Here is a 24,570-nt window from a genome sequence, read left to right on the forward strand (position 1 = left end):
TATGGCAGTTTTTTCCGTTTTCAAAAATACAGTTTTATTATTGGTTTTTATAGCTTCTTCTTGTGGAAACCTATCCAAGTCCAACAACAAGGATCAAGGTACTAATTTGAGCGCAACAGTCATGGAAACCGATTCACCTATAATTGTAGGCGCTAATAGAACCGAAAAATACCTTCCCCTATTAAAGGGTAAAAAGGTGGCTGTAGTAGCCAACCAGACCAGTGTTGTTTTTAAAGATCCAGAACATTTGACCTACACCCATATTGTAGATTCCCTAAGATCGTTGGACATAGACTTACAACTTGTATTTGCACCAGAGCACGGCTTTCGTGGTGAGGCAGATGCGGGAGAAAAGGTGACGGATGGGAAAGACGAAAAGACGGGCCTTCCCTTAATCTCTCTGTATGGAAGTAATAGAAAACCATCTAAAGAACAATTGAAAGGTGTAGATGTAGTCCTTTTTGACATACAAGATGTAGGCGTTCGTTTTTACACCTATATTGCCACTATGCAGCTGGTTATGGAAGCATGTGCCGCAGAAAATATTCCTGTAATTGTACTAGACCGGCCTAATCCAAATGGTCATTATGTAGACGGACCAAGCATGGAAACAGAACACAGAGGGTTTTTAGGGATGACAAATATTCCTTTAGTCTATGGGATGACCATTGGAGAATATGCGAATATGATTAATAAGGAAGGTATGATGGAGAACAAGGTAATGGCGGACCTTACCGTAATCCCATTAGAAAACTATGACCATTTTAAGGACTACATCCTACCAATTAGGCCATCCCCTAACCTACCCAACAACACTTCTATTTATCTTTACCCTAGTTTAGGTTTTTTTGAAGGCACCAATATAAATGCTGGCCGAGGTACCGAGTTTCAATTTCAAAGATACGGGGCTCCATTTTTAGATAGTACCCAGTACAGCTTTAAATATACTCCTAACCCCAATTTTGGCTCTAAAAGCCCAAAACATAAGGGCAAGGTTTGTTATGGTAAAGACCTATCTCAAATGCCTAAAATGAAATCGGTAGATTTAAACTTTTTATTGGATGCTTATCAAAACAGTACCGATAAAGAATTATTCTTTCTCACTAGTGGTTTTACTAGGCATGCTGGAACAGAAAAACTACAAAAGCAGATTGAGGCTGGACTCCTACAAGATGAAATAAAAGCGACTTGGCAGGAAGACATCAACCACTTTAAAAAAATTAGGGAAAAACACTTACTTTATAATTGATTAGTAGCTTTTAGATCCACTTCTTCGGGAGACTTATAAGTTTTAAAGGGTATTTTCATCAGTACGCCAATATTCGAATTTTCTTTTTCATTAAAGTAAGTATCCACACCGTATACAATATCTTCCTTGGGAAGTTTTTGGAAGGTTCCAAAGAGTCGGTCCCAAAGAGAGAAGATATTACCATAGTTACTATCGGTATATGGCAATTTATAATGGTGATGTACCTTATGCATATCTGGTGATACTATAATCCAGCTTAAAACATTATCCATTTTTTTGGGCAATGAGATATTAGCATGGTTAAATTGCGAGAAAATAACTGAAAGGGCCTGATATATCATAATTATAGCTACCGGCGCACCAACAATTAAGGTCCCAAAACATGTAAATGCGAATCGGACCACACTTTCTCCTGGATGATGTCTATTGGCCGTGGTAGTATCTACTTGGTGGTCTGTATGGTGGATAATGTGAAACCCCCATAACAACTTTATTTTATGCTCTACCCAGTGGGCTAGCCATGCAGCCAAGAGATCGAGCAACATTACGCCAATCAAAATTTTGGCCCATAATGGCAATTCAGGTAACCACTGCAAGATCCCAAAATTATTTGCTATGGTCCAATCACTTGTTTTTAACAATAAAAAAGCCAATGGGAAATTTACCAAAACTGTTGTTAGGGTAAAAAAGATATTAACTCCTGCGTGCTTTATTTTCTTGTAATTAAGCTGAAACAAGGGAATGATATATTCCAGTATCCAAAAAAATGCAATTCCAGAAACTAAAATCAGACTCCTATGAGCTGGCGGGATTGTTTCAAAATAAGTATAAATACTTTCCATGATTTAAAAATACAAAAATTTTATACGGAAATATCAAAACGAAATAATCTCTACTTTGTTGTTTCTGAACTCCGTACGCCAAAGGTTAAACGGACTCACCTCCTTAAATTTTGCTGGGATAAGTGCCGTCCTCTAAGGAAATCATCTATAAATATAAATTGGAAATATTCTTTTTGGACTGTTTTTGCCGATAATACCTTGTAGTCCCCATCATTAATTACAAGGGAATCTAAATCTACAATTGATAGACCAGATAACCAAAAGGATCGGATCACTTATTGGCAAGTAGTTTTTTCATCTCTTCAACAATATTATAAGCTGCTGGGCAAATGGCTACATTCTTCATGGTGAGATTACTGATTTGCTGAAACTTTTTTCTATCTGTATGCGGAAATTCCCTGCATGCTTTTGGCCTTACCTCATAGATGGAACAGTAATTATCTGCCCCTAAAAATGTGCAGGGCACACTTTGCAATACATAATCTTGATCCTCATCTATCCGCAAGTAAGTCTCCACAAATTTTTGTGGTTTCATCCTATAATGCTTAGCAATACGCTCCACATCGCTATTGGTAAACAAGGGCCCAGTAGTCTTGCAGCAATTGGCGCATTTTAAACAATCGGTTCTTTGAAATTCCGCCTCATGCAGATCCCGCATCATATAGTCTAATTCCTTTGGTGGCTTTTTACGTAGCTTGGCAAAGAATTTCTTATTCTCATTTTGTTTTTCTTTGGCCAGTTTTGGCAGTTGTGCTATTATATTATCCATTCTGGATTGAATTTATGAGCTATATTAAAAAGGTCAGTGTAGTTAAACTAGCCTGCTTATGGGATTCCTTCATTTATTAACCACCTTACACCTATCCTTTATAGTAAGAGACCGAAAAAATAAACTCTTCAAAATTATAAAAAGTCGACCCGAATTACGCATAAAAATCCCACTTTTGTAAACAAATATTAAATTTAGAATGGACAAGGATATCTTAGGCAGGGCAGTATTGGATTACCAGAATGGGAATTATTCCGAGGATATAAAAACGTATTCTTCCCTTGAAGAAGAGGATATTATTCCCTTACCTTATCTTTTTAGGAGCTATAAAAATATGCCTGACCTAGAAAAAGAGGCCCTGAAGCACTGCAAAGGAAGCATTTTAGATATAGGGTGCGGCGCAGGTAGCCACAGCCTATACTTACAGAAAAAAGGATATTCGGTAACAGCCTTAGATAATTCCCCAGGAGCGGTAGAAACTTGTAAACTTAGAGGAATTGATAAGGTAATACAGGCTGAGATCTTAGAGCTAGAAAACAAAAAATTTGATACATTGTTGATGCTTATGAATGGTATTGGCATTGTGGGCAAATTAAATAGGATAGATGCTTTCCTTCGTCACCTTAAATCTATTTTACAGCCCAATGGACAGATTCTTTTAGACTCCAGCGATATTATTTATATGTTTGATGAAGATGAGGATGGTGGATATTGGATTCCGGATGGCATAGAATATTATGGAGAGGTAACCTTTATTATGGAGTATAAGGGCCAGAAAAGTGACCCCTTGCCTTGGCTATATATAGATTACAATACCTTACAACGGGCCGCAAATGCGAACAACTTATCTTGTGAGCTGGTTTATGAGGGAGAGCATTATGATTATTTGGCAAAACTCACTTTATTAGAGGAGTAGCCCTGTAGGATTAAATTTCATTCAAGGGACTATGTCCATTATTAAATTAAAATATTATGAGAAAGTTTTTCTTTTTGCTGGCCCTACTATTTATTTGTCTTCTTAGTTGCTCTAAAGATGGCGGCGAAGATCTAATTAAGACCCCAGATAGAAGTGCTAATTTAAGAGGTCCCGGAGATTCTGCCAATGAGATGCTTTCCAATTCCAAATTTAAAAATATGGTTATCGAAATAGCTTATGTAACGGGATATGCCCCCACTGAAGCTGCAATTTCAGATTTCACCACTTTGTTAGAAGAGCGCACGCATAAAGATAATATAAGAGTAGTAAAAAAAGAACTCCCCTCCCCTGGAAAAGATAGCCTTAGCGTAAATGAAGTTTTTGATCTAGAGAAGGAAAATAGGACGGTTTATAATGATGGCGACACAATAGGGATGTATATCTATTTTACGGATGCCTCTTCGGATAGTGACAAACCCGAAGAAGACCTAGTAACCTTAGGTGCGGTCTATAAAAACACTTCCATGGTTATTTACGAGGCCACCATTCGAAGATTAGCTAAGAAAAGCCTTCTAATTACTACTGCAGATGTAGAGGCTGCCACCCTTTCACATGAAGTAGGACATTTATTGGGGCTGGTAGATTTGGGATCCCCATCCGTTAACCCACATCAAGACCCCGAAGCCCCAAGTCACTGTAGTGAAACAAACTGCCTAATGAGGGCAGAACTACAATTTGGGAGCGGTATGGCAAAAATGCTGGCTGCAAAAAGGGGAAGCAACCCAGGATTTGGAGTGGAATGCATAAAAGACCTGCGTGCCAACGGGGGAAGGTAGTTTTATAGTATTAAGTAGTTAGTATTAAGTATTGCGTCCCTCGGGAAGGCCCGAGAATACTAACTTTGACTAACTTTTGTCCTAGTTATGGTTATTGAGTGTGACTGTAGAAGGCGATGCTTAAGTCACATTTAAAATGGCTTCACAGGCAACCATAATGGATTTCGACTATACCTCGCTAACGGGAGGCTAGTTGAATCGCCCACAATCCGGCGACCAATGATTGTAGCGTGTTGAGCAACTATTTGATAGGAGTAGTAAGAGATGACGAAAACATTAAATTTACCAAAGCTGAGTATTGAGTGTACCAACCGAAGCTTAGGGAACTAAATTATACTGTTTTATTTGGTTGATTAATGTAATTTGAATCACATAATGGTAAACAATAAAATTAAAGTTGCTAACTGGGGCGCATAAATCTTATAGTAAAAATTAGCTATTAATATGGTAATATAAGTTCTCCCGTAGTGACCAACAACCCGTCCCACTAATTTTCACGCAAGCCTATTAAATGAAAAAGGATAGTAATAGCAAAATTCTATCCTTTCTATTACTTTTCATAGGTCTACCTTATTACCCTAAGGAATATTAAGGTATTTATGTGTTTGAAGAGAAACTTTCCATTTCGGATTTTTCATCACATAGTCTACGATCATCGGAACTACCTTATCTCTTACACTCCACTCCGGTTGTAAATATAAAATACATTCCCTATTTGTTTTGGCAGCCTCTTGCTCCGCAAAAATTAGGTCGTGCTTATTGTACACTATTACTTTTAATTCATGGGCTTTATCGTAGATGATCCCCTCTGGCAATTTGTTCTTTTTTGGAGAGAGACAGATCCAGTCCCAAGTTCCCGAAAGTGGATACGCCCCTGACGTTTCAATATGGGTCTTTAGATTTTTAGCTTTTAATGCCGCCGTTATAGGCCCCATATCCCAGGTTAAAGGTTCTCCTCCGGTAATAACTATAGTGTCTGAATATTTTGCAGCGTTGGCCACAATATGATCTATCCCGGTGGGCGGATGGGTCTCCGCATTCCAACTTTCCTTTACATCACACCAATGACAACCAACATCGCAACCCCCTACACGAATAAAATAAGCAGCAGTTCCCTTATGGAAACCCTCACCTTGAATCGTATAAAACTCCTCCATCAAAGGGAGCATAAGCCCCTGATCTACTAGCGCTAAAACTTCTTCTTGTACCATTCGGCAAAGATAGAACATAGACTACTCTAGCCCTACTATTTTATCAAAAGAAATCTCACTACAACCCAAACCAGATCAGAAAACATCCTATCCAGTTCAAGATATATCAACATTTAACTCATTTAGTTAGGATTCCTTACTATATTTGAATTGCAATATTGCAAAAATCCTAATCCAATAAAAATGAAAAAGTCAATTTTTTATCACGCAGGATGTCCGGTATGTGTTAGCGCAGAACAGGACATCCTAGAACTAGTAGGTACCGATAATGTAGAAATTGTTCATTTTGGCGAGAGCAAATCCCGAATTGCGGAAGCAGAGAAAGCGGGTGTAAAATCGGTACCAGCCCTAGTAACCCCAAATGGAAATGTTCTTCATATTAACTATGGCGCTTCCATGGCAGATGTAAAAGCATAACCCTAACTTTACTTGGCTTTAAAAGATAGGACCCCACACTATTGGAGTCCTAACTTTTAGAGTTAATAATTAATATGAACACTAAATTATTGAAGATGAAATAAACCTTATAGCAGGTTTTAACAATAGGCACCGAGAGAGTTGAATATGGAAAAAGCAGACTGCCCATTATCGAAATCTTCCTAATAAAGGGTAATAATCCAACGGTATAATTATTTTTACCTATCGGGCAAATCCCGATAGGCGTTTATATGAAAGAACAGAGCGTTTTTAATCCAGCCCATCAGAATTCCGATATTTCAAGCAAAATTGTTGCTGGACTATCGCGTATATCCGAAGCATTTAAGGTACTCTTATGGGAAAAAGCTAAACTTTTAGGACTGAGTCCCATTCAAATACAAATTCTCATTTTTATTGCCTACCACAAACCAGAACTCTCCAATGTAAGTCATCTAGCTAAAGAGTTTAACCTTACTAAACCTACCATTAGCGATGCTATAAAAGCGCTTCATCAAAAGGGAATGGTTACCAAAGAGTTTTCTCCAACAGACCACCGGAGCTATACCATTGGTCTTACCGAAGCAGGGAGGAATTTAATTCATGAAACCGATGATTTTGCCAATCCTCTAAAGAAAGGGCTTCAAGATATTGATGAAGTTAGTTTGGAGGAACTCTTTGCCACCCTTAGTACTGTAATCTATCAATTGAACCGCACAGGTATTCTCACGGTGCAACGCACCTGCTACGGATGTAAATTCTATAGTAAAAATAAAGAAACCGACTATTGTAATCTACTAAAAACAGAACTACTCAATACCGATATTAGGTTAGATTGCCCAGAATTTGAGGATAAAAACACCATTTAGAAAGATAAATCAATAGTAGAAAATACCCCTTGATCCATAAAAAAGTATCTCACATTAATTTATCTACAACTTTGTGATAGTTCTAAGGATTTAGGATATTTACCACTTTTAGATTTCCCAAAGCTCTGGGAAATAAAATCCGAGATTATTACATCGCACTTAATACATTGAACATGAAAAACCTTTGGCTACTGAGCGGCATATTCCTATTGTCCATCTCCTCAACTTTTGCTCAAATAGAGAACCTATCCCCTCTATCTATTAAAGAAATAATGCAAGGGGACCACTTTATAGGCCATCTCCCTTCCAACCCACAATGGGCCATAGACGGCGAAACCCTATATTTTAAATGGAACAGAGAACAGGCATATAGTGATTCCCTATATGCCTATCATTTAAAATCGTCTAAAACAATAAAAACTGATTTCGAAACAGAATATGCCCTCCCTAGTGCTTATGGAACTTATAATAAAGATAAATCCCTAAAGGTGTACTCCAAACGAGGAGATGTTTATCTGTTAAATTTAAAGAACCAAGTTATCACCCAAATTACCAATACCGAAGAATACGAGGATAGCCCTCATTTTACAGACCACGGTACCAAGGTGGCCTACGTAAAGGGCAACAATTTATATAGCTGGGATATTGGCAGGGGAACAACTACTCAGCTGACTAATTTTATACCCGAAAAAAAAGAAAAGAATAAAAGCGAAAAGGACGAGTGGTTATATAATGATCAGTTAGCGCTATTTGATGTACTACGTACTAGGAAAGATAAAAATGACCGTGCAGAAGAATTAAATAAAAGATTTGAAGCAAAAGCACCATTATCAATTAATCCCAAAGGCAAAACGGTTTCCAATATTAAAATTAGTCCTGATGGTAAATTTATTACCTATTTAACTTCAAAATCCCCTTCCGATGGGGACGGCACCATTGTGCCCCATTTCGTTACTGAGTCTGGTTATACCGAGGATCAGAAAACAAGAACTAAGGTTGGGGATGAACCTACCGAATATGAACTTTTTGTTTATGATATACAAAACAGAAAGGTTTACCCTGTAGTTCTAGACAATTTGGAAGGGCTAGATTATGTTCCAGAGTATACCAATGACTACCCTGACAAACCCTATGAAAACAAGAATAGAATTGGTTATATCACTGGTCCTATATGGAACAATAGCGGAAAATATGCGGTACTCGATATTAACACCAACGACTATAAAGATAGATGGATAGTACTGTTGAATATAGAAGACGGAACAGTTGTTAATTTAGACCATCAGCATGACCAAGCTTGGATAGCAGGCCCCGGCATTGGTGGTTACCGTGGAGGAGCAATAGGATGGATGCCCGACGACAAAAGCATATGGTTTCAGTCCGAAAAAACAGGTTATTCCCATCTATATGTAATGGATGTAAATTCTAAAAAAGCGAAGGCCCTAACTTCTGGTAATTTTGAAATTTACGACCCTAAAATTTCTAAGGATGAAAAACGATGGTATTTTACTGCCAATAAAAACCATCCTGGAGATAGGCAGTTTTATAGCATGCCCCTTTCTGGCGGAAAACTTCAACAGTTGACACAGATGACTGGAGGCAATGAGGTTGTATTATCTCCGGACGAGCGAAAAATGGCCATACTTCATTCTTATACCAATAAGCCCACGGAACTTTACCTGCAAGACAATCCCGTTTGGGGAAAATCGAAGGTAGAAGCCAAACAAATTACTTTTTCTACTACCCAAGAATTTAAGGAGTACCCATGGCGAGATCCAGAGGTAATCACTTTTAATGCTAAGGATGGCGTCGCCGTACACGCGCGACTCTATAAGCCCAATGCTGATGTGAAAAATAAGGCAGCGGTTATTTTTGTCCATGGTGCAGGCTACTTACAAAATGCCCACAAATGGTGGAGCAGCTATTACAGAGAGTATATGTTCCATAACCTTCTTGTAGACAACGGGTACACCGTATTGGATATAGACTATAGAGGTAGTGCCGGCTATGGTAGGGATTGGAGAACAGGCATATACCGACACATGGGTGGAAAGGACTTGTCTGATCAGGTAGATGGAGCCCAATTTTTGGTAGATCAATTGGGAGTAGACAAAGATAAGATAGGTATTTATGGCGGCTCTTACGGTGGATTTATAACCTTAATGGGAATGTTTAACGCGCCAGAAACCTTTACGGCCGGTGCTGCAATTAGATCTGTAGGCGATTGGGCGGCATACAACCACGGTTATACGGCGCGAATTTTGAATACCCCGGTTACGGATAGTTTGGCGTACCGAAGAAGCTCCCCTATTTACTTCGCAGAGGGATTGCAGGGCGACTTACTTATACTACACGGAATGGTAGATGACAATGTACATTTTCAGGATATGGTGCGACTCTCACAGCGATTGATAGAATTAGAAAAACACAATTGGGAAATGGCCTTGTACCCAGTAGAACGTCATGGTTTTGTGGAACCAAGCAGCTGGACCGATGAATACACCCGCATCTATAAGCTGTTCCAAAAAAGTCTGCTAAACAAATAATCAGCTAAAAACACTAGTCGTTTTTAACTGCAACCACCTCGATCTCTATTTTCGCATCCATGGCTAGTCCACTGGCTGCGAAGGTAGTTCGGGCTGGTTTTTGAGGGAAATAATTGGAATACACCTCATTAAAAGTCGCGAAATCTGCCATACTATGTAGAATTACCGTGCATTTAACCACATTATTAAGTTCCATACCATGATGCTGCAATACGTCTTGGATATTCTGTATCGTTTGTTTTGTCTCAGCAACGATTCCCCCGCTCACCACGGTTCTGGTTGTATTGTCGATACCAATCTGTCCCGATAGGAAAAAGAGATTCCCTACTTGAACCGCATCGCTAAAAGGAGATTCTTTCTTTCGTTCCACATGGCTCTCATGAAAAATTGGCACATCCACTTTCTGGGCGATTAATTCCGAAGCAGAGGTCAGGATACAAATAAAAATGATAATGGTATATTTTCCCATCATTAAAGAGTTTTAGGACAAACACAAATATAGTGCGCTTTTCTGTTGACTAAATTTACCCTATTTTTATCAAAAATTTTATACAATGGATGCTAAAGAAAAGTTCTTTGCACATATAGAGGAGGGATATACTACCCAAGGTGATTATATAACCATGGGTGCGGCCATGCTTAATGAGGAGACTTTGACCAATGCCTTTGTAAAAATTCCGTTAAAAACATTAAACAGGCACGGACTTATCGCAGGGGCAACTGGTACGGGAAAGACCAAAACCCTTCAGGTAATGGCCGAAAACTTATCAGCCAAAGGAATCCCTGTGCTCTGTATGGACCTTAAAGGTGACCTTAGCGGTCTAGCACAACCAAGCCCTGGTCATCCCAAAATAGATGAGCGGCATGCTAAAATTGGACTACCTTTTACCGCTTCTGGATTCCCTGTAGAAATCCTCTCCCTATCCGAGCAGGGAGGTGTTAGGTTACGGGCGACTGTTTCCGAGTTTGGCCCCACCCTCTTATCCAGAATCCTAGACCTATCTGTTACCCAGGAGGGAATCGTAGCGGTGATTTTCAAATATTGCGATGACAACCATTACCCCCTATTAGACCTTAAAGACTTTAAAAAAGTATTACAATATGCCACCAATGAAGGCAAACAAGAATTTTCAGAAAACTACGGACGTATATCTACCAGTTCTACAGGCACGATTCTTAGAAAAGTAATAGAATTGGAACAACAAGGAGCCGATCTATTTTTTGGAGAAAAATCTTTTGAAGTGGACGACCTTACCCGAATAGATGATCAGGGGCGCGGCTATATCAACATCATAAGGTTGACCGATATTCAAGACAGGCCTAAATTGTTTTCCACTTTTATGCTTAGCTTATTGGCAGAAATATATGATACCTTCCCTGAACAGGGAGATAGTGGGAGACCAGAATTGGTGCTCTTTATAGACGAAGCCCACTTACTGTTCAAGGAAGCTTCTAAAGCACTATTGAATCAAATAGAAAGCATTGTAAAGCTGATTCGTTCCAAAGGTATCGGACTATATTTTGTGACCCAAAATCCAACTGATGTACCTGATGCCGTTTTAGCGCAATTAGGTTTAAAAATTCAGCATGCCCTAAGAGCTTTTACAGCAAAGGATAGAAAAGCGATAAAACTTACCGCGCAAAACTACCCAATATCAGAGTATTACGATACCACAGAAGTGCTAACCTCTCTTGGGACAGGTGAGGCCCTCATTTCTGCCTTAGACGAAAAGGGCAGGCCTACCCCCTTGGCCGCTACAATGGTAAGGGCCCCTATGAGTCGTATGGACGTGCTTACTGATAGTGAGCTAAAATCCCTGATAGACCATTCCAAATTAGTTGATAAATACAATGAAACGATAGACCGGGAAAGCGCCTATGAAATGCTGAACGAAAAAATTGATCGTGCAGAAAAACTGGCAGAGAAGGAAAGTGCGAGTTCTCCTTCCAAAAGCGCAACCAGAACCAGTAGTCGCAGAGCCAGTACCCGGCAAAACCCTGTTATAAAAGTGCTTACCAGTGCTACTTTTATCAGAGGAGTGATGGGCGTATTAAAGAAAGTAATGCGCTAGAACAGCCCCTAACACCGAAGAGCATTTAATTAAACTAACTTACAAAATCCTTGAATCTAAAAATGACAAGACTCCCTATTTATGCAATAGTTCTTTTATCCCTATTATTTATTAATTGCAATACTAACAACGACTTTTTAATCACTAAAGATCAGGTAGGTAAGCTAGAGAAATCTACCCCCATAGACCAATTGGAAACTATTTTTGCTGCGGACTCCATTGTAAGGGATACAGCATTTACTAATATTGGGGAGCGGGTAAGAAAAATAGACATCTTTGAAAAGGGAGGAGCACATCTTATGACGCTTACTCCTTCTTTGGACAGCGTACCTAAAGTAGATATAATCCGAATTTACGACCCTAGGTTCGTGACAGACAAAGGAGTGCGATTAAATAGCACGTTTAAAGATATTAGAGATAAGCATAAAATTGCAAAAATCGTTACCGCATTAAATAATGTGGTGGTATTCCTTAAGGATTCGGACGCCTATTTCACTATTGCAAAAACAGAGCTACCTAGTAGCCTTCAATACACTTCTAGCACCAATATTGAAGCGGTTCAGATTCCTGACGCTGCTAAAATAAAGTACATCATGGTGGGTTGGGAATAATACAACGAATGAACAAAATCCTATACCATACCATGGCATTGTCCTATGGGGCGTACTTTAATAGCCTTGCGCTTTTTTCACCATCCCTAGCAGCGAAAAAAGCATTAAACCTATTTAGCACGCCTAGAAGAGGAAGAGTATTGCCCCATCAGGAGCAGTTTCTAACCAATGCCAAGGGAAAAATGGTTTTCATCAACGGCTTGGGTATACAAACCTATCATTGGTCGGGCGACAATGAAACGGTACTACTAATGCATGGCTGGGAAAGCAATGCCTTTAGGTGGCGCAACCTAATTGAAGCGCTACTAGAAAGACGTTTTAACATCCTGGCCTTTGATGCACCAGGACATGGTTATTCCGAAGGCAATATGCTAAACTTGCCCATTTACTCAGACAGCGCCAAGCAAATTATTAAAATGTACAAGCCCCAATATATAATAGGACACTCTATGGGCGGCCTAGCAACAATTCATCACCAATACCAGAATCCAAATACTTCTATTCAAAAAATAGTCTCCTTAGGTGCTCCTGCCGAACTTTCTCAGCTTATGGAACACTACCAAGACCTACTTAAGTTTAATAACAAGGTTCTACAAGGAATAGACAATTACCTCTACGAGCACTACAGTTTTAGAATTAAGGATATCTCTACCCCAATATACGCGCAATCTATAGCTAAACCAGGTTTAATTATACATGATAAGGAAGATACCATTACTCCCTTTAAGGCTTCAGAGTCCTTACACCAAAACTGGGAAAACAGTCAACTGATAGCTACTTCAGGCTTAGGGCATTCCCTTCATCAAGATGAGATAAATCAAAAAATAGCCGATTTCCTAAGCTCCTAGAAAGCGCTATATTCCTGATTGATATAATAGGCAAACTAAAATCTTTTCATGTACTTCATATTGTGCGCCATACTCTGGAAAGGTGAGTTTGCATATTCTTCTTGTTCTATAAATATATATTCTAGCCCCGAATCTTTCTTATGCGCTAACATTTGTGGAATATTAAGTCCGCCCTTACCAAACTCGGTACTTTCTTTTTTCTCCATGTCCATATCCTTTAGGTGCCATAATGGAAATCTCCCCTTATATCTTTTAAAATAATCCAAAGGGTCTTTTCCGGCGACCACCACCCAACCTAAATCTAGTTCCATATGTACTAAATCTGCTTGGGAATTATTTAGGAGCACCTCATATAGCACTTCCCCATTATGCGACTCAAATTCATATTCATGGTTGTGGTAACCAAATTTTATTCCTCTTTTCTTACAATCTTCACCAGCTTTATTGAACGCTTCCGCAACTGCTTTATAATTATCCACAGTCTGACCATTAGTAGGTAGGGATGAACAAATTAGATACTCTTGGCCCGACTCTGAAGCTTGGTCCAGGGTATTTGCCCAATTTTCGTCCAAGGCAATATGGCCACTCCGAAGTGTCATTCCCAAGGATTTGCACACCTCTTTCATTTCTTTTGGCCCAAGCCCGTAGTACAACCCTTTAGCACTCCTAGCCGTTTCTATTTGCTTTATGCCAAGTGCGGCAATCTTTTCCAAAGTCCCTCTAGCATCCGCCAACATTTCATCGCGGAAAGTATATAATTGGACACCTAAATTTTGCTCCGCTTTTTTCTGCGCAAAAGTTAATGAAGGTAGCAATACAGCTCCTGTGGCCAATAAGCCCGATTTTAATAAAAACTCTTTTCTCGTTGTCATAGTTAATGGTTTAAAAATTATTGAGACCAAGAAGTTGGCTTTCTATCCCAACGATGTTCTTTTAGCTCTTGATATAGTTCTTTAGAAAGGCCCTTTCCATCACTCAAGGCCGTATTCATCAATACGTTTCGTTCCTTTCTCATTCCAGGAATAATGGTACTCACTATTCTATTCATAGTAATAAATCGCAGGGCCATTTCTGCCATAGTCATCCCCGCTGGCACCAAAGGCCTAAGCTTATCTGCTCTTTCAGCGCTTTCAGCTAAATTCTCTGGAACAAAATAACTAGCACTCCAACTATCTTCTGGGAATACGGTATCTTTAGTAATATTACCGGTAAGCGTACCCTCATCAAAAGGGACCCTAGCAATAACCGCTATATTTAAATCTTCGCATAACGGAAAAAGTTTGTCTTCGGGAGCTTGGTCAAAAATATTATAAATCACTTGTACCGATTCAAACATCCCGGTTTTTAATGCTTCTATCCCATTTTCGGGTTCCCAGCGATTAACACTAATCCCCATAGCCGCTATTTTTCCCGAAGCTTTTAAATCCTCTACCGCACGCTTCCATTCTTCCTGATGAGACCAACTGTCATCCCAAGTATGGAACTGCAAAAGATCTATCTGCTCTACACCTAAGTTTTTCAAGGACTTCTCGGTATACTCAATAATATGGTTCTTGGGATAGGATTGCTCCAAAGTGTATTCGGGTTTTGCCGGCCATTTAAAATTCTTCGCTGGAATTTTAGTAGCCGCATATAATTTCTTGTCAGGATGCCTCCTCAACAATTCCCCTAATAAGTTTTCACTATGTCCGTGACCATATGCCCAAGCGGTATCAAAGAAATTTACCCCCCGTTCTACAGCAAGATCCAAAGCCTTAACAGAAAGCAGGTCATCTTCCTCTGTCCACTCCCCCATCCCCCACATTCCATATCCTATCTCACCTACATCCCATTGCGGCACTCCAAATTTCCTATGTATCATTTTCCGTATTTAACTATTCCTGAAATATTTAAAATCTCTTATTCCTTTATATTTTAATATTGATGGAAGGCATCGGACACAAATTCCAACACCTTAGGCAATGATTCTCGCCAATACGTCCAGCTATGCCCACCATCCCTTACTCTATATTCATGAGGTATTTCCTTTTTTTTCATGGCAATATGCACTAAGCTATTGCCTTCATATAGAAAATCATCATCGCCACAATCTATATACCATCGCACCGATTTTATATCCTCTACCGCCATATTTTGAATTAAGGAAATAGCGTTATGCTTATCAAAATAAGCCTTAACATCCCTTTTGTTATAATTTTCATCATTCCTCTTTAATCGTTCTTCCATCTCCGAAACACGTAATGGACCAATATATGCGCTTAATGGACAGGCAGAAGAAAATAATTCGGGTCGATATAGGGCGTACATAAATGCCCCACCTCCTCCCATAGACAGACCTGCAACGGCCCTATAGCGCTTCTCTGATTTAATTCGATATTGTTTTTCCACATGGGGCATTAATTCTTCAAAAAAGAAATCTTCATAGCGCCAATCCCCATTAATAGAATTGAAATAACCGCGAACCCCACTATTTGCATCGGGCATTATAATAATCAAAGGGGTAGCTTTTCCTTCCTTAATGGCTAAATCCGTAATACGTAAGACCTCACCAAATTGTATCCAGCCCGTTTGATCGTCCCCCGCACCATGAAGTAAATACAAGACCGGATAACTCCTTTGGGAAGTTTCATAATCTGGCGGTAGGTAAACGGCATATTTCCGCTCACTATCTAAAATAGTGCTCTTCATGGAAAGTTCATCAAATACTTTTCCAGATTGTGCATTAGCCGCCCACAGCCCGGAAATAAGGAATAAAAATATAAACTGATTTTTCATAGGTGATAATATCTTTAGGGAATAGCGAGAAATCCTAAACGAAATCCCTTCCAATCGGATTTATTAAAAATAGAAAATATTTATCGCTTTACACCTAACAATGAAAGGATTAAATCTTTAAAAAAATCCATGGGGTCTATAGTTTTAAAAGGTGGTAATCGGTATATAAAGAAAAGTCCGTTAGAGATAGTAAATCCACAGCATCTTGTGCTAAATTTCTACTGTTCCTAACGGACTTAAATTATAAATGTAGGCTATCTTCTAATTAGCAATAACTTATTGCAACCCTGCAATCTCTACCATTTCATTAACATCTTTATCATAGTCTACACCAGGCACCATAAATCCAAATAGATTAAAGAAGTCTTTTTTATACCCTTCTAGATCTCCAATGCTTGGCAAAGTTTCTGTTGTAGCCTTTTCCCATAGTTCTGCTACTTGAGCCTGTACATCATCGCGCATCTCCCAATCGTCAATTCTAATTCTACCTTGATCATCTGTTGGCGTGCTATCTGAATACAATCGGTCTTGGAACAAGCGCTGTATCTGCTCTATACATCCTTCATGAATTCCCTTTTCTTTCATCACTTTATAAAGTAGGGATATATAAAGAGGTATTACCGGAATAGCAGAACTTGCTTGGGTAACCAAGGCTTTATTTACAGAGACATAAGCTTCTCCTCCTATTGCTTTTAGGCTATCTCCAATTTCAAAGGCTGTAGCTTCTAAATGATCTTTCGCCCTACCTATAGTACCTTTCCTATAAACTGGTTCAGTAAGCGCTGGGCCAATATAGGAATAGGCAACTGTTTTACTACCGTTGGCTAATAGTCCTTCTTCTTGAAGCGCATCCATCCACATCTTCCAGTCTTCTCCACCCATAACTGCAATAGTATTATCCACATCATCCCCAACTGCGGGTTCTATGGAAATATCTGAAACTACCCCTGTATGGAAGTCAACCGTTTTATTTTTATAGCTAGACCCAATTGGTTTTAGTACTGACTTGTATTTAACGCCTGTTTCGGGATGTGTTCTAACTGGCGAAGCCAAACTATAGATTACTAGATCAACTTGACCCAAATCTGCCTTGATTAAATCTAAGGTCTGTCTTTTAATCTCTTTAGAGAATGCGTCCCCATTAATACTTTTTGCATAGAGTCCGGCTTTATGGGCTTCCTCCTCAAAAAAGGCGCTATTATACCATCCTGGAGAAGCCGGTCTACCTGCAGAAGGTGGTTTTTCAAAAAACACTCCAATTGTAGCTGCGTCTGACCCAAAGGCGCTAGTTATTCTAGAAGCTAGTCCAAACCCAGTAGACGCCCCAATAACCAACACTTTTTTAGCCCCATTAATGGCTCTCTTTGATTTTATATGCTCAATTTGATCAATAACGTTTTGTTGACATCCAGTAGGATGTGAAGTGAGGCATATAAACCCTCTTGTTCTAGGTTCTATAATCATGTTCTGTTTCTTTTCAAAGCCTAATGCTCTTGCAATAAGCGTAGTAGTTAAAGTGTTTAAAATTTACCAATTATCGAAGATATAGAAAAGATTTATAAGACACCCCTAACGATCATAAAATTGAATGAAAAAAAATCTCCAAGTCGTTATCAAAAGTTGCCTATACAACTGAAAAACAAATCTTAACCAGAAATGATATTTCCAGATTTAAAAATACTATAGTGGCACTCCCCTCCCCATACTAAGCAATGGTAAAATGCCGGACGATCTATAAAGCTCTTAAGACATAAGACGCTAATTATCAATTCATCTAACATAACAAAAGGGATGTTATTACGTTATCGTATGTAATTTACTTTGGATAACGCCTACCAAATTCTAAACTCATGAAAAAAGCGGCTATTGTTCTCATCATATTTTTTTGCTGCATTGCCATTGGCAGCTGTACTAATGATGAAAATGATGAGAAGATTGACGTAATATTCCCTATAGACAGTACTAAAATCAAGCAGTCGGTTCGGATTATAAGCGCTTAAGGCCATAATAAGTAGCTTGTAAATATGCTCCTTTTATAGAGTGCTATTTATGAAATGCTATAGTGAAAGTGCTAATTGTTAAAAAGTAATTACGAAGGTAGTTCCCTCATTAATTTTACTATCTACAGTTATAGAACCTCCTAGGCTTGTTATATGGTTATAGACCAAGTATAATCCAACACCCTTACTGTCACTATTACCGTGGAATTTTTGGTTCAGGCCAAATATTTTATCTCCTACCGCTTCTAAATCGAAGCCAAGGCCATTATCGGTAAAAACCAGCTGTTTCTTCCCGTTTGTCATAGCTGTGGTCATATGAATTACCGGAGGAATGTCGGGTCTAGCATATTTTATAGAATTGGTCAATAGGTTTAAAAAAATGCTTTCCAAATAATTTCTATTGAAAAGAACCGTAGGCAATTCTGAAAAATCCAGTTTTATTTTCACCTTTGAATTTCCCAAGAGCGAACCTATAGACTGCTGAACATATTTAAAGGTTGATTCAAATTCTACCTCTTCCAGCTCTACCTTCAGCGAATCGTTCGTACTTAACAGATCCACATATTTATCCATAGACTTATGAAGACCTTCCGTAGCCATCCTCATATAGTCTAAAGTTTCCAAAACTTCCGGATCAGTAATTTTAGATAAGTCCAAAATACTAAATATGGACAAGAGGTTGTTTACTGGAGATCTTAAATCGTGAGAAGTGGTATAGTTAAGTTGTTTTAAGTCTTTATTTATCTTTTCCAATTGAGCCATATGACCATTCCGCTCTTCTTCCAACTTTTTTTTGTGCGTAATATTTTTGGCAATCGCATATATCAACTGTTTATCTGGCAATGGGATAGAGGTCCAATGCAACCATACTATTTCTCCAGACGCTGTTACAAATCGGTTTTCATAGTTGATCAAGGGAACTTCTTTTTTTAAATTCTCTCGATAGCTGGCTGTTAGAGGTTGGTCCTCTTTATAAATAAATTGAGAAATATAATTGGAAAACAGCACTTCTTCAGGGTAGCCTAAAAGCTTACGGAAGGCTGGATTTATTTTTTTAAAATATCCATCATAACCTGCAATGCATAGCAAGTCCATAGATAGCTCAAAGAAAGGCTCAAGACTGAGTTCAACGGTTTTCTCCATAAAGGCATTTTAAATATCGAAATATTAAATTAATATTTCCGTCTAAAATCAAAAAAATAAGAATAATGGCAAAAAATAGTTAGCTGCAAGAGAGTCAATAAAAAAAGCCCGCATTCTATAATAGCTGCGGGCTTTAAAAATTATTTTTTATTTCTATGCCTTTCCCTAGCCAGTAGGGTATTCTTTAACAACATTGCAATCGTCATGGGACCAACCCCGCCAGGAACAGGTGTAATAAAAGAAGCCTTCTTACTTACATTCTCAAAATCGACATCTCCCGTAATATAGTATCCTTTTTCTTTAGTTTCGTCCGGTACTCTTGTAATACCTACATCTATTATAACCGCATCATCCTTTACCATCTCTGCTTTTAAAAAGTTGGGAACTCCTAGGGCCGAAATTATAATATCTGCCTGCGAGGTAATCTGGGTAATATTTTTTGTGTGACTATGGGTTAAGGTTACCGTTGAATTCCCTGGCCAGCCTTTTCTTCCCATTAATATACTCATAGGTCTACCAACTATATGACTTCTACCAATTACAACGGTATGCTTGCCCTGAGTATCTACCTTATAACGTTCTAACAGCTCCAAAATGCCGAAGGGAGTGGCAGGAATGAAGGTACTCATATCCAAGGCCATTTTTCCAAAGTTGGTAGGATGAAATCCGTCTACATCTTTATCCGGATCTACTGCCAACAACACACGCTGCGTATCTATTTGTTCTGGCAACGGCAATTGAACAATAAACCCATCTATATTCTCGTCTTTGTTTAGCTCTTCAATTTTATTTAACAACTCTAGCTCTGAAGTGGTACTGGGTAGTTGCACCAAGGTAGATTCGAAACCTACTCGCTTACAAGACTTTACTTTACTACCTACATAGGTTAAGCTAGCCCCATCGTTACCTACGATTACTGCTGCCAAATGAGGCACTTTTTCTCCTCGTTCCCGCATTTTTGCCACCTCAGCGGCAATTTCTTCCTTAATTTGATTCGATACTTTTTTACCGTCTAGTATTTCCATTTGTTCGTATTCAGTTCTCAGTAGCAGTTGGCAGTACTAAACACCAAACTTCCCTGGGTTATTAATCATATATTGTAATAATCTACCTTTTTCCAAGTTCCTATTGGTAAGATCTTGTTTTTTTAGTTGATAAAAAGTGACAAGATTCTGCAAAATCTAGCTAAACTAGCGTTTCAGAGTTCTCACTACCTGCATCGGTCAGCCCACTAATAATAGGCTTCTCATAGCGCCTTTTTCTATACGCTGCCAAAATTTTGCCACAAACAGAATCAGAATACCTTCTTATTTAGTCGGTCCATATATAAGTTTCTCTTTTTGAAAACGATTTTGACACTTTAAATATCTCCGTCGCTACATGGAATCCTTTTTGGTAGGCTAACAAATTATTATATCCCATACTTACGATTTAATTTTCAAGGATTAAAATATAAGCTGCTACCAAAAACTGCCAACCTTTAAAAAATTACTTCATCCCTTTCATGGCACCCATCATCTGCATCATCTTTTTACCGCCTCCACCTTGCATCATCTTCATCATTTTGCTCATTTGGTCAAATTGCTTTAAAAGCTGGTTGATCTCTTGGACTGATGTTCCACTTCCTTTGGCAATCCTTTTTTTCCGACTGGCATTCAATTTAGAGGGTGTAGCTCTTTCGTCCGGGGTCATAGAATGGATAATGGCTTCAATATGCTTAAAGGCGTCATCGTCTATATCCAATCCCTTCAATGCCTTACCTGCTCCTGGGATCATTCCCATAAGGTCCTTAAGGCTACCCATCTTTTTAATCTGTTGTATCTGACCTAAAAAGTCATCCAGACCAAATTTATTCTTGGCTATTTTCTTTTGAATCTTTCTAGCCTCCTCTTCATCAAACTGTTCTTGGGCACGTTCTACTAAAGACACCACATCTCCCATCCCCAATATCCTCTCTGCCATACGGGAAGGGTAGAACACGTCTATAGCATCCATTTTCTCCCCCGTACCAATAAACTTAATGGGCTTATTGACTACAGATTTAATAGATATGGCAGCACCTCCACGGGTATCCCCATCTAACTTGGTCAAAATTACCCCGTCAAAATTTAGGACGTCATTAAATGCTTTTGCTGTGTTTACTGCATCCTGTCCTGTCATGGAATCTACCACAAACAGCGTCTCTTGAGGTTGAATAGCTTTATGGATGGCAGCAATTTCGTTCATCATCTGCTCATCAACCGCCAACCTACCTGCGGTATCTATAATAACCACATTAAATCCGTTTGCCTTTGCGTGTGCAATTGCTGCCTTGGAAATAGCTACTGGATCTGTATTTCCACGATCAGAATACACTTCTACCCCTATTTGCTCCCCTACAACATGTAGCTGGTCTATAGCAGCGGGCCTATATACATCACAGGCAACCAATAACGGTTTTTTTGTTTTCTTGGTTTTCAGGTAATTCGCCAGCTTTCCTGAAAAAGTAGTTTTACCTGACCCTTGTAATCCAGACATTAATATGACCGATGGTGTTCCGGATAGGTTAATTCCTTCTGTATCTCCCCCCATCAGTTCGGTAAGTTCGTCTTTAACCAACTTAACCATTAGTTGACTGGGCTGTAGAGAGGTCAGTACATTTTGGCCTAGCGCCTTTTCCTTGACCGTATTGGTAAACTCCTTGGCAATTTTAAAATTGACATCGGCATCCAATAGCGCTCTTCTAACCTCTTTTAGGGTTTCCGCAACATTTATTTCTGTAATTTGTCCATGTCCTTTTAGAACATGTAACGCCTTATCTAACTTATCACTTAAATTATCGAACATAGTCTTACCGTTTTTACAGGAAAGCGCAAATTTAAGAATAAGTAAGGTAAGTGTGAAGTTTGAGATACAAAATATAAACGTAAAAAGGGTAATCTCATAAAGAGACTACCCTTTTCCAATAAAACTTGGGGCAAATTCGGTTATTTTCGTTCAAAAATTAAAACATTAGTACCACCATCGTCATCCTTATCCCTCAATTCCAACTTGGCAGCACTGGAAGAAACCACCTTCCAATTATTTGTAAGCTCTTGCAAGGAACCTATTGATCCAAAGTTGAGATAGCACTTTAACTGATCATCATTACCTTTTATGACTTTCCATATTCCCAGGTGAACTGGAAGCGAATTGGCAGACACAGTTACTAACGCAAGGGCTGAAAAAGTAAAATCAAAATTAGCATAGTCGGAAGTTTCATCTTCCCCATCATCCAAGTATTTAGTTACCACCCATTTACCTGTTTTCAACATATCCCTAATTTCAGCCGCATTTAAATCGTCAATATTACTAGGACAGATTTTCTCTAAAATTAACTCGTAATCATCGTCGTCCATACTAAATTCTAAACGCTCATCTTCACGGTCAGACAACAACCATTCAAAACTAAGATTAGGTTCATCCGCTATTTCTATTGCCATAACCAATCTTCCTTGAGAATTATTACGAACCTCCCAAGTTCCATCCTTGGTGCTAGTTCCATTGATCAAAGTTGCACCTCCATCTGCCATAAAGGTTAATTCGTAACCTAATAATCTTTTCAATTCCCCATCGTCTACCTTAACTTTATTAATTACCCAGTTACATTCCTTTAAAATTTGCCTGAAGACTTCCGGATCATTATTTATAATGTCACAGCCCTTTTTTAAGATTATCTTATTTCCATCTTTGGCGATTAATTTTATCCTATCATCTCCTTCATCATATACAAACCACTCTAAGGATATATCTTCTAATTCAGTAAAATTCAATTTTAATTTCACCTTAGAACCTATCTTAGCGGTACTCCAATTTCCAGTTATAGTATTCCCCGCACTTCTATTTATAGATACAGCACCATTTGCTTCAAATCTCATTTGGTTATCAAGGTATTGAGTAGCTTGGGATTCTCCGTTGGCAATCACTTCTTTCATTAACATGGGGCAGGCAACTAGATAATTTTCCAATTCCTCTTTTGTAAAGTCATCATCGTCATTATCGCAATTTTCTTTAGCGCTTTCTATTACGTCTACCAATTCTGTATTACTGTTGACTGCAAATTCAATATCATTATATAGTTTTAAGGAAATAGGAAATTGAAAACTAATTAGGTCATCATCATCCAAATTATCAAAATAAAGTCTTAGCTGCATATCGTTCTCTAGAGTAACACTTCCTGTTTGCTGAAAAGTGATATCGAAAGAGTATACTTTTAAAGGAAACATAAAGCTAACACACTCTATATCATCATCGTCATCCAAAACCTGACACATTTCCACAAGGTCTTCTAATTCATCTTCATCTGTAAGAGTAATTTCACTATAATCGGTTAAGGTTACGGTTATTGGAAACTGTATCTCCAAATCATCATCGTCATCACCCAATAGATCTTGGATCAATTCCAGTTTGCTTACCGTATTTACAATAATATCTAAGCCGTTTACATTTACTACATAGGGAAAATTAATAGAAAAACAACTAGCACCATCTACTATATTGTCAAAGGAACCATCATTTGAGGAGGTACTTTTTATAAGTTGTGCTGTACTGGAGCTAGCTTTAATAGCTTCTTCATTATTCTGTTCTGGTAGGTCCTCAAATTCCTTTTGACAAGCCCCAAGACTAATAAGTACCATTAGTGTACTTGTATACAGTAAATATGAAATTAACTTTTTCATTTTTAGTTGGTTTTCTGTGTTGCACCTATTTAACAACCACCTTTTAAAATACCCTACCACAATTTTAAATTAATTTAAAATATCTTTGTGCAAAACAAAGAAATTGAAAGAAGAGAATATAACCAATGTTTGCGAAGAGGAAGTATACGCTTCTATCTTTAGTTCTCATTCCAAAACGATTTTTAATTACATATATTATAAGTTTGGTAATGAGGAGAAAGCTTACGACGCAGTACAGGAAGCTTTTATAAAACTTTGGGAAAACTGCTCCAAGGTTGCACCCCACAAAGCTAAATCTTTTGTCTATACCGTAGCCAACAACCTGTACCTTAATGTAATAAAAGCAGAAAAAGTACGCTTAAAACACAGAGAAAAGGCTCAAAACACCGAATATGAGTCCCCAGAATTTTTAATGGAACAACAGGAGTTTAAGGAAAAACTAGACAAAGCGCTTCAGGATCTTCCAGAAAACCAACGCACCACCTTTTTACTAAATCGTATAGATGGAAAAAAATATGCAGAGATTGCTGAAATGGAAGGAGTTAGCGTAAAGGCAATTGAAAAAAGAATGCACCTGGCTTTAAAATCCCTACGGGAGCAGATTGACGGAATTTGAGTAGAATAGAAAATAGTAACATTAAATTACCTCTCAGTCTTTTATTCCGACGTGAATTTGTCCCCCTATCTATTGTTTGGATACATTTAACCTATTACTAAAGCTTGGAGTCTAAGAATTAAATTTTAATACTGCTGGTAGGGTTTTCATTATTAA

The 24,570-nt window shown here is 38.4% G+C and carries 22 protein-coding genes; 10 read left to right on the forward strand and 12 right to left on the reverse strand.

Annotated elements, in window-relative coordinates:
- Nucleotide 1 precedes the first annotated feature (1 nt).
- On the forward strand, nt 2–1,249 hold the full coding sequence (locus G466_RS0102420; RefSeq protein ID WP_026812214.1) for an exo-beta-N-acetylmuramidase NamZ family protein: 1,248 nt from the start codon (nt 2–4) through the stop codon (nt 1,247–1,249).
- Here the strand turns inward: G466_RS0102420 and G466_RS0102425 are convergent.
- The gene (locus tag G466_RS0102425) at nt 1,240–2,091 is read right to left on the reverse strand and encodes a sterol desaturase family protein (protein WP_026812215.1); all 852 of its coding nucleotides are present in this window, start codon (nt 2,089–2,091) and stop codon (nt 1,240–1,242) included. The genes G466_RS0102420 and G466_RS0102425 overlap by 10 nt on opposite strands.
- Before the next feature lie 271 nt (nt 2,092–2,362).
- Nucleotides 2,363–2,860 (reverse strand): YkgJ family cysteine cluster protein, encoded by a 498-nt coding sequence (locus G466_RS0102430; protein ID WP_026812216.1) that lies wholly within the window; start codon nt 2,858–2,860, stop codon nt 2,363–2,365.
- A gap of 199 nt (nt 2,861–3,059) precedes the next feature.
- Between G466_RS0102430 and G466_RS0102435 the strand changes: the two genes are divergently transcribed.
- Together G466_RS0102435 and G466_RS0102440 are read left to right on the forward strand one after the other, a co-directional pair.
- Nucleotides 3,060–3,776 (forward strand): class I SAM-dependent methyltransferase, encoded by a 717-nt coding sequence (locus tag G466_RS0102435; protein WP_026812217.1) that lies wholly within the window; start codon nt 3,060–3,062, stop codon nt 3,774–3,776.
- 56 nt (nt 3,777–3,832) lie between these two features.
- Nucleotides 3,833–4,612 (forward strand): hypothetical protein, encoded by a 780-nt coding sequence (locus tag G466_RS0102440; RefSeq protein WP_026812218.1) that lies wholly within the window; start codon nt 3,833–3,835, stop codon nt 4,610–4,612.
- Nucleotides 4,613–5,190: 578 nt separating this feature from the next.
- On the opposite strand, the gene G466_RS0102445 is transcribed toward G466_RS0102440, so the two are convergent.
- Nucleotides 5,191–5,823 (reverse strand): 7-carboxy-7-deazaguanine synthase QueE, encoded by a 633-nt coding sequence (locus G466_RS0102445; RefSeq protein WP_026812219.1) that lies wholly within the window; start codon nt 5,821–5,823, stop codon nt 5,191–5,193.
- A gap of 183 nt (nt 5,824–6,006) precedes the next feature.
- On the opposite strand from G466_RS0102445, the gene G466_RS0102450 reads away from it, so the two are divergent.
- From G466_RS0102450 to G466_RS0102460, 3 genes are all read left to right on the forward strand, one after another.
- Nucleotides 6,007–6,240 (forward strand): thioredoxin domain-containing protein, encoded by a 234-nt coding sequence (locus G466_RS0102450; protein WP_026812220.1) that lies wholly within the window; start codon nt 6,007–6,009, stop codon nt 6,238–6,240.
- Between the two features lie 251 nt (nt 6,241–6,491).
- Entirely contained in the window at nt 6,492–7,106 is a 615-nt protein-coding gene (locus tag G466_RS0102455) for a MarR family winged helix-turn-helix transcriptional regulator (RefSeq protein WP_026812221.1), read from the forward strand.
- 173 nt (nt 7,107–7,279) lie between these two features.
- Nucleotides 7,280–9,652, forward strand: a complete 2,373-nt coding sequence (locus G466_RS0102460) for a S9 family peptidase (protein ID WP_026812222.1) — start codon at nt 7,280–7,282, stop codon at nt 9,650–9,652.
- A gap of 13 nt (nt 9,653–9,665) precedes the next feature.
- Here the strand turns inward: G466_RS0102460 and G466_RS0102465 are convergent, their stop codons facing one another.
- A complete protein-coding gene (locus G466_RS0102465; protein ID WP_229797135.1) occupies nt 9,666–10,124 on the reverse strand; it encodes a RidA family protein in 459 nt (152 codons plus the stop codon).
- 82 nt (nt 10,125–10,206) lie between these two features.
- Between G466_RS0102465 and G466_RS0102470 the strand changes: the two genes are divergently transcribed.
- The 3 genes from G466_RS0102470 (at nt 10,207) to G466_RS0102480 (ending at nt 13,183) form a co-directional block, all read left to right on the forward strand.
- Nucleotides 10,207–11,724: a helicase HerA-like domain-containing protein gene (locus G466_RS0102470; protein WP_026812224.1), complete on the forward strand. Its 1,518-nt coding sequence runs from the start codon at nt 10,207–10,209 to the stop codon at nt 11,722–11,724.
- A 62-nt stretch (nt 11,725–11,786) separates the two neighbouring features.
- On the forward strand, nt 11,787–12,335 hold the full coding sequence (locus G466_RS0102475) for a hypothetical protein (RefSeq protein WP_026812225.1): 549 nt from the start codon (nt 11,787–11,789) through the stop codon (nt 12,333–12,335).
- Nucleotides 12,336–12,343: 8 nt separating this feature from the next.
- Entirely contained in the window at nt 12,344–13,183 is an 840-nt protein-coding gene (locus G466_RS0102480) for an alpha/beta hydrolase (protein ID WP_026812226.1), read from the forward strand.
- A gap of 35 nt (nt 13,184–13,218) precedes the next feature.
- Here G466_RS0102480 and G466_RS0102485 read toward each other — a convergent pair whose 3' ends face one another.
- From G466_RS0102485 to G466_RS0102520, 8 genes are all read right to left on the reverse strand, one after another.
- Nucleotides 13,219–14,055, reverse strand: coding sequence for a sugar phosphate isomerase/epimerase family protein (locus tag G466_RS0102485; RefSeq protein WP_026812227.1), 837 nt, complete (start codon nt 14,053–14,055; stop codon nt 13,219–13,221).
- Between the two features lie 17 nt (nt 14,056–14,072).
- Complete coding sequence (locus G466_RS0102490) at nt 14,073–15,044, reverse strand: aldo/keto reductase (protein WP_026812228.1); 972 nt, start codon at nt 15,042–15,044, stop codon at nt 14,073–14,075.
- Nucleotides 15,045–15,097: 53 nt separating this feature from the next.
- On the reverse strand, nt 15,098–15,958 hold the full coding sequence (locus G466_RS0102495) for an alpha/beta hydrolase (protein ID WP_026812229.1): 861 nt from the start codon (nt 15,956–15,958) through the stop codon (nt 15,098–15,100).
- Nucleotides 15,959–16,234: 276 nt separating this feature from the next.
- A complete protein-coding gene (gene fabV, locus G466_RS0102500; protein WP_026812230.1) occupies nt 16,235–17,422 on the reverse strand; it encodes an enoyl-ACP reductase FabV in 1,188 nt (395 codons plus the stop codon).
- Between the two features lie 614 nt (nt 17,423–18,036).
- Nucleotides 18,037–19,101, reverse strand: coding sequence for a PAS domain-containing sensor histidine kinase (locus tag G466_RS0102505; protein WP_026812231.1), 1,065 nt, complete (start codon nt 19,099–19,101; stop codon nt 18,037–18,039).
- A 140-nt stretch (nt 19,102–19,241) separates the two neighbouring features.
- Nucleotides 19,242–20,126 (reverse strand): bifunctional 5,10-methylenetetrahydrofolate dehydrogenase/5,10-methenyltetrahydrofolate cyclohydrolase, encoded by an 885-nt coding sequence (locus tag G466_RS0102510; RefSeq protein WP_026812232.1) that lies wholly within the window; start codon nt 20,124–20,126, stop codon nt 19,242–19,244.
- 463 nt (nt 20,127–20,589) lie between these two features.
- Nucleotides 20,590–21,927 (reverse strand): signal recognition particle protein, encoded by a 1,338-nt coding sequence (ffh, locus tag G466_RS0102515; protein ID WP_026812233.1) that lies wholly within the window; start codon nt 21,925–21,927, stop codon nt 20,590–20,592.
- 140 nt (nt 21,928–22,067) lie between these two features.
- Nucleotides 22,068–23,798, reverse strand: a complete 1,731-nt coding sequence (locus G466_RS0102520) for a hypothetical protein (protein WP_026812234.1) — start codon at nt 23,796–23,798, stop codon at nt 22,068–22,070.
- A 118-nt stretch (nt 23,799–23,916) separates the two neighbouring features.
- On the opposite strand from G466_RS0102520, the gene G466_RS0102525 reads away from it, so the two are divergent.
- Complete coding sequence (locus G466_RS0102525; RefSeq protein ID WP_026812235.1) at nt 23,917–24,414, forward strand: RNA polymerase sigma factor; 498 nt, start codon at nt 23,917–23,919, stop codon at nt 24,412–24,414.
- The last annotated feature ends 156 nt before the right edge of the window (nt 24,415–24,570 follow it).

It is taken from the genome of Arenibacter certesii DSM 19833, assembly GCF_000429545.1.
GTDB lineage: Bacteria > Bacteroidota > Bacteroidia > Flavobacteriales > Flavobacteriaceae > Arenibacter > Arenibacter certesii.